At 52.1% G+C, this 6,228-nt stretch carries 7 protein-coding genes; 5 read left to right on the forward strand and 2 right to left on the reverse strand.

Translation table 11 applies throughout. The annotated features are described in order from the left end of the window. Positions 1 to 100: 100 nt before the first annotated feature. The 3 genes from ggt (at position 101) to EFBL_RS14590 (ending at position 3,033) form a co-directional block, all read left to right on the forward strand. Positions 101 to 2,191, forward strand: a complete 2,091-nt coding sequence (ggt, locus tag EFBL_RS14580; RefSeq protein ID WP_096182822.1) for a gamma-glutamyltransferase — start codon at positions 101 to 103, stop codon at positions 2,189 to 2,191. 131 nt (positions 2,192 to 2,322) lie between these two features. Next, a complete protein-coding gene (locus EFBL_RS14585; protein WP_096182823.1) occupies positions 2,323 to 2,652 on the forward strand; it encodes an antibiotic biosynthesis monooxygenase family protein in 330 nt (109 codons plus the stop codon). Between the two features lie 192 nt (positions 2,653 to 2,844). Beyond that, the gene (locus tag EFBL_RS14590; RefSeq protein WP_096182824.1) at positions 2,845 to 3,033 is read left to right on the forward strand and encodes a hypothetical protein; all 189 of its coding nucleotides are present in this window, start codon (positions 2,845 to 2,847) and stop codon (positions 3,031 to 3,033) included. A 284-nt stretch (positions 3,034 to 3,317) separates the two neighbouring features. Here EFBL_RS14590 and EFBL_RS14595 read toward each other — a convergent pair whose 3' ends face one another. Both EFBL_RS14595 and EFBL_RS14600 read right to left on the reverse strand, forming a co-directional pair. Beyond that, positions 3,318 to 4,490, reverse strand: coding sequence for an aminotransferase class I/II-fold pyridoxal phosphate-dependent enzyme (locus tag EFBL_RS14595; RefSeq protein WP_096182825.1), 1,173 nt, complete (start codon positions 4,488 to 4,490; stop codon positions 3,318 to 3,320). Further along, positions 4,487 to 4,981 (reverse strand): Lrp/AsnC family transcriptional regulator, encoded by a 495-nt coding sequence (locus tag EFBL_RS14600; protein ID WP_096182826.1) that lies wholly within the window; start codon positions 4,979 to 4,981, stop codon positions 4,487 to 4,489. Before EFBL_RS14600 ends, EFBL_RS14595 begins: the two co-directional genes overlap by 4 nt. A 208-nt stretch (positions 4,982 to 5,189) precedes the next feature. On the opposite strand from EFBL_RS14600, the gene EFBL_RS14605 reads away from it, so the two are divergent. Together EFBL_RS14605 and EFBL_RS14610 are read left to right on the forward strand one after the other, a co-directional pair. After that, positions 5,190 to 5,618, forward strand: coding sequence for a universal stress protein (locus tag EFBL_RS14605; protein WP_096182827.1), 429 nt, complete (start codon positions 5,190 to 5,192; stop codon positions 5,616 to 5,618). A gap of 144 nt (positions 5,619 to 5,762) precedes the next feature. Further along, on the forward strand, positions 5,763 to 6,228 hold a 466-nt coding region (locus EFBL_RS14610), incomplete at its 3' end, for a phosphatase PAP2 family protein (RefSeq protein WP_096182828.1).

The following is a 6,228-nucleotide window of genomic DNA, read 5'->3' on the forward strand; positions in this document are numbered from 1 at the left end:
TCAGGTAACGTCTACTTTTGTCGAATCTATTGAATAGTCTTTCAATTTGGCGGTACGATAGTTTTGTACTGCCTTTTTCTATTCTACCAGGGGGGATTCTATGAGAGTTAGAGCTTTGGCTTTGGCATCCGCAGTGATGCTGGCAAGCGCTTCTCCGGCACTCGCCAGGGTGCCCGGGGTGGACGACAAGATGCTGGGGGCCACCCAGGGTATGGTGGCTGTCTCCCATCCGTTGGCTGCTCAAGCGGGAAAGGAGATTCTGGCAAAAGGCGGCAACGCGGTGGACGCGGCTGCGGCGATCCAACTGTCACTGAATGTGGTCGAACCGATGATGTCGGGAATCGGCGGCGGCGGGTTCATGATGATTTATCTCAAGGACCAGAACAAGATCACCATCCTGGACAGCCGGGAAATGGCGCCGAAAAACGTCGACCCCAAACTGTTTCTCGACAAGGACGGCAAGCCCGTTCCCTGGTTTGAACGCCATACCGGCGGCAAAGCGGTGGGCGTACCCGGAACCCTGAAAGGAGTGGAAACGGCTCTTGCAAAGTATGGCACCATGAAATTGGCGGATGTGATCGACCCGGCCATTGCCTACGCGGAGAATGGGGTTCCCGTTAACTGGGCAACCGCCATGTACATTAAGGATGACGTCAAAAAGCTGCAGCAATACGGCACTGCAGGCCAGGTATTCGTGCCAAACGGTACGCCGTTGCAGGAAGGCGATCTGCTGGTACAGCCCGACTTGGCCAAAACCCTGAAGCTGATCAAGGAGAAGGGATCGGATGTGCTTTACAACGGGGAGGTCGGCGAAGCGCTGGTGGCCGAGGTGCAAAAGCGCGGCGGCACCATGACGATGGAAGACCTCCGAAACTACACCGTGAAGGAAAGAGAACCGGTTCGGGGCACATACAGGGGCTATGAGATTGCCTCCATGTCGCCGCCCAGCTCGGGTGGTTTGACGATCCTGCAGATCCTGAAACTGATGGAAGGATACGATGTGCAGAAAATGGGCCTCAACTCTGCCGATTACCTGCACCGTTTGATTGAAGCCATGCATCTGGCCTATGCGGACCGCGCCCAGTACATGGCGGATGAAGACTTCTATCCGGTTCCGAAGAAAGGTCTGATTGATGAGAACTACATCAAGGAAAGACGGAAACTGATCAATCCGAACCAGGCATCCAACGCTGTCAAGGCAGGCGATCCCTGGAAGTATGAAGGCAAGGCTCCGGGTGCCTCACAGGCGGATTTGGAAGAGAAGCCCGTGGGGCAGACGACCCATTTTTCCGTGATGGACAAATGGGGCAACATGGTGGCCTATACCACCACGATTGAAGCGGTGTTCGGATCGGGGATCATGGTTCCTGGTTACGGATTCATGCTCAACAATGAAATGACCGATTTTGACGCAACACCGGGTGGAGTCAACCAGGTGGAACCGGGCAAGCGTCCGCGAAGCAGTATGTCTCCGACCATGATCCTGAAGGACGGCAAGCCATTCATGGCAGTAGGTTCACCGGGCGGTCCCACCATAATCACTTCGGTGGCACAAACGATACTAAATGTCATTGACCACAAGCTGCCGATCCAGGAAGCCATTCTGGCGCCCCGCATCTATTCCAGCACTTATCCAAATGTGCGGTGGGAAGCGGGCATTGAGCAAGATGTCATTCTGCAGCTGATGGCCAAAGGGCATGTGTTTGATGAGAAGCCAGAGAATATTGGGAACGTGCAGGCAGTGATTTTCGATTATGAGAATGGCATCATCTATGGCGGTGCCGATGACACCCGGGAAGGAACGGTGCTGGGAGTAGATCGGGTAAGTTTCAGGATGCTGCAGCCGCAATCGGCTCCTCAGAGGGAGAAAGGACCGTTCAACCTGCAGGTGAACGGTGCCCAGTATCCCTATTACGCCGACCAGAAGGTGTTGAAAGAAGGAACCAGCTATATACTGGCCGATAAGTTGATGTTGGGTCTTGGTGCGGCCAATCAAGAGGAGTTCAAACCCTACATCGTGGAAATGGACGGCAAGTCTTACCTGCCGGTGCGTAAAGTGGCTGAGATGCTGGGTTACAAGGTATCGTGGTCCCATGCCGATTCCACAGTTCTTCTGGAAAAGGCAAGACCGGCTGCCAGCACCGAAATGCAGGACTATTACAAGGACGACAAGTATCAGATAACGAAATAAAGAGAATATTTGGAACGAATAAGGCTGTCCCAAAGCCCAGCTAAAAACTACTGGCGGGGACAGTCTTTTAGTTTATAAAATGACGATTAGAACCGGAATGATCTGTTTGTAGTCAGACGGGAGGGGATTCCATGAGCAAAATTTCCAAAACACCGCAACCACCGTATTATGCGGTTATCTTTACGTCTGAGCGGACGGAAGGCGACAAGGGATACGGACAAATGGCTGACAAGATGGTAGAGTTGGCGTTTCAACAACCTGGTTTTTGGGGGGTGGAAAGTGTTCGTGACAATACCGGACTCGAAATCACTGTCTCTTATTGGGAGTCCTTAGAGGCAATCAAGAATTGGAAAGAGAACGCATTACATAAAGTGGTGCAGGATAAGGGAAAGACGGTATGGTACAAACGATTTGCCTTAAGAGTTTCCAAGGTTGAAAGAGATAATTTTTTTGAAATGTAAGGAGTTGCCCGCAAACGAAAATAGAGGCTATCCTAAAACCGGAAACACACCCCCGGTTCTTGGATAGCCATCTTATATAAGATAGCGGCACTGGGTGCCGTTATACCTCTGAATCAGCCCGTTTCGGGTGAAATAGTGGCACTGGGTGCCGTTATTCCTTCGTGCCAGTCCGTTTCGGATGAGATAACGGCAATGGATGCCGTTATTCCTTTGTGCCAGCCCGTTTCGGGTGAAATAGTGGCACTGGGTGCCGTTATTCCTTCGTGCCAGTCCGTTTCGGGTGAGATAACGGCAATGGATGCCGTTATTCCTTCGTACCAGCCCGTTTCGGATGGTATAACGGCACCGGGTGCCGTTATACCTTTGGACGGGCTCAATTAACGGCACTGGATGCCGTTATACCCCTGGAGTGGCTCAATTAACGGCACTGGGTGCCGTTATACCTTTGGACGGGCTCAATTAACGGCACTGGGTGCCGTTATACCCCTGGAGGGGTTTAATTAACGGCACCGGGTGCCGTTATACCTTTGGACGGGCTCAATTAGCGGCACCGGATTCCGTTATACCTTTGGACGGGCTCAATTAACGGCACTGGGTGCCGTTATACCCCTGGAGGGGTTTAATTAACGGCACCCAGTGCCGTTATACCTTTGAACAACCCCGTTTCATTTGATCCCTCCCAGGCTTCTCACAAAATTCCCAATCCGTTCAATCGCCTTCTGAATCTGCTCGATGGAAGTCGCATAGGAGCAGCGGACAAACCCTTCTCCGCCCTGGCCGAATACGTTGCCGGGAACTACCGCGACCCGGCTGTGGTGAAGCAATCGCTCGGCAAATTCTTCCGAACTCAAGCCGGTCGAACGAATATCGGGGAATGCGTAGAATGCGCCTTTTGGTTCGTGACAGGCCAGACCTATCTCACGAAATCCCTTTACGATCATACGGCGGCGCTGGTTGTAACGGTCTATCATTTTGTCCTTCTCCGCATGACCGTGGCGAAGAGCTTCCAACGCTGCCTTCTGACCCATGATCGGAGCGCAGAGAATGGTATATTGATGGATCTTCAGCATCAGGTTCAGGATTTCCGGGGGAGCGGCCGCATAGCCGATTCGCCATCCGGTCATCGCAAATGCTTTGGACATCCCGCTGATCAGCACGGTTCTTTCCTTCATTCCCGGCAGCGAGGCAATACTTGCGTGATGACCGTCATAGGTCAGCTCCGCATAGATCTCATCTGAAATCACAAACAGGTCGTGCTCCAGCACCACATCGGCTATCGCTTGGAGATCTGCTTTCGACATGACGGCGCCTGTCGGGTTGCTCGGGTAGCACAGGATCAGGACCTTGGAGCGCGGGGTGATTCGTTTCCGCAGGTTCTCCGGGGTTAATCGGAACTCGTCTTCCGCAAAAGTGGGAACTCCAACGGGCACTCCACCCGCGAGAGTGGTACAAGGATTGTAGGAAACATAAGCCGGTTCCGGGATCAACACTTCGTCCCCCGGACACAACAACGTCCGCATGGCAAGGTCAATCGCCTCGCTGCCGCCCACCGTGACCACAAGTTCTTCCGGGTCATAGGCAAGCTGGAAACTGCAAAGATAGTCGGCAATTGCTTCTCTCAATTCTGGAAGTCCTTTGTTGGACGTGTAGGTAGTGTACCCCCGTTCCAGCGAGTAAAAGCAGGCTTCCCGGACATGCCAGGGCGTTACAAAGTCAGGTTCCCCGACACCCAGGGAGATGACATCCTCCATCTGATTGGCCAGGTCAAAAAAACGGCGAATGCCGGAAGGAGGAATGTCCCTGACGACGGGAGACAGACGGTCATAGAGGGACTTCACGGGGTGATCACCAGCCGCTGGTCGTCTTCGTGATCATCAAAGATGACACCGTTTGACTTGTAGGTTTTCAACAAGAAATGGGTGGTGGTGGAGTTCACGTGCTCAATTGTGGACAGTTTTTCTGCCACGAAGTTGGCCACCTCTTTCAAATGCATGCCCTCGATGACGACCTGCAGGTCATAAGCGCCTGACATCAGTGACACCGACTTGACTTCCGGGAATCGGTAGATCCTTTCCGCAATGGCGTCAAAACCGACTTCCCGCTGGGGCGTTACCTTTACGTCAATGACAGCGGTCACTTTATGCGTGTCCACTTTATCCCAGTTAATGACCGTGGAGTACCGCAAAATGATTTTGTCCTGTTCCATTTCCTTGATCCACCGGGTGACTTCAGCCGGATCCACTCCCAGCATGGAAGCGATATCTTCATGCGACAACCGGGAATTTTCCTCCAGCAGGTTCAGAATCTGCAGTTTCAGACTTGAGTCCATGTTCATCCCTCTCCGTTATGGTGTTCTTTGGCTTTTTACTAGTATTGCAGATTTTCTCCCGAGAGGAAAGACTTTGAATTGACAATTTTCTGCCACATTCCTCTTCCGGTTCAGGGAGTTTCCGACAGTGGTTCAGGGAATCCCCCGATAGGTAATAAATGGTTGTGAGAGGTAAAGTAGAAGCAGAACCATTTGGGAGGGGATCTTCATGTACAAAAAGATTCTGTTGCCGTATGACGGGTCTGATCATTCAAAGAAAGCGGTCGATGCAGCCATTTCACTTGTTGAGGGACGGGAAAAGGACAGCCGGGTGACTCTATTGAATGTGGCCCCCACACTTCATTTGGGACCGGAAATGATCAATCTGGACATTGACCTGGAAGCGGTTGTGCAGCGGGAAGGGGAAGAGGTGTTGAAGGAGGCTGCCGAGAAGCTGCAGGCAAAAGGAATTCCGGTTGAAGAACTGGTGGAAACCGGTGACGCAGCCAGGGAGATCTGCCTGTTTGCCAAGCATCAGCAATGCGACCTGATCATAATGGGCAGCCGTGGCTTGGGAACCTTCGGCGAGCTGGTTCTCGGCAGTGTCAGTCACAAAGTCCTGCATCATGCTCCGTGCCCGGTGTTGATTGTAAAATAACACTCCGGCAAGCATCTGAGGCTCTTGTGTTGTGCAGAAAGCACTTCGCAAGGGCCTTTTTATTGTGTTATTCCAACTTATTGGCAGGAATCACCGCTCTTTCCTCGAATACATAAAAGACTTTAAAGGGGTGGTATACACTACATGGCAATCCGTGATTTGATCGAGCGTGAATTTCAGGCCTTCGACAAATTGGCAGGCGAAACTGTCCAAATGTGGCAAAGCGAGATACTCACCGATTTGATGCTTGTGATAACCCAACTGGGTTCCACACTGATTTATGTTTGCGTACTCGTACTGGTAGTCGGCTTTCTGTTATTGACGAGCCGATTCTGGGAAGCGTTGATTCTGTTCATCAGTTTGCTTGGCAGTTGGCTCTTGAACAACCTGATGAAAGAGATGTTCGCCCGGCCCCGGCCAGCCCTTCAGCATCTGGTGGAAGCAACGGGTTACAGTTTTCCCAGCGGACACGCCTCCATCTCAACCGCTTTTTATGGAATGATCGGATACTTGATCTGGGTAAGTCTGAAAGGACAATATCGAAGGGCCTGGCATGTCCCGGTTCTTACCTGCCTGGTGCTCGTTGCAATAGGCATCAGCCGAGTGTATC

The organism is Effusibacillus lacus, assembly GCF_002335525.1.
Taxonomy (GTDB): Bacteria; Bacillota; Bacilli; order Tumebacillales; family Effusibacillaceae; genus Effusibacillus; species Effusibacillus lacus.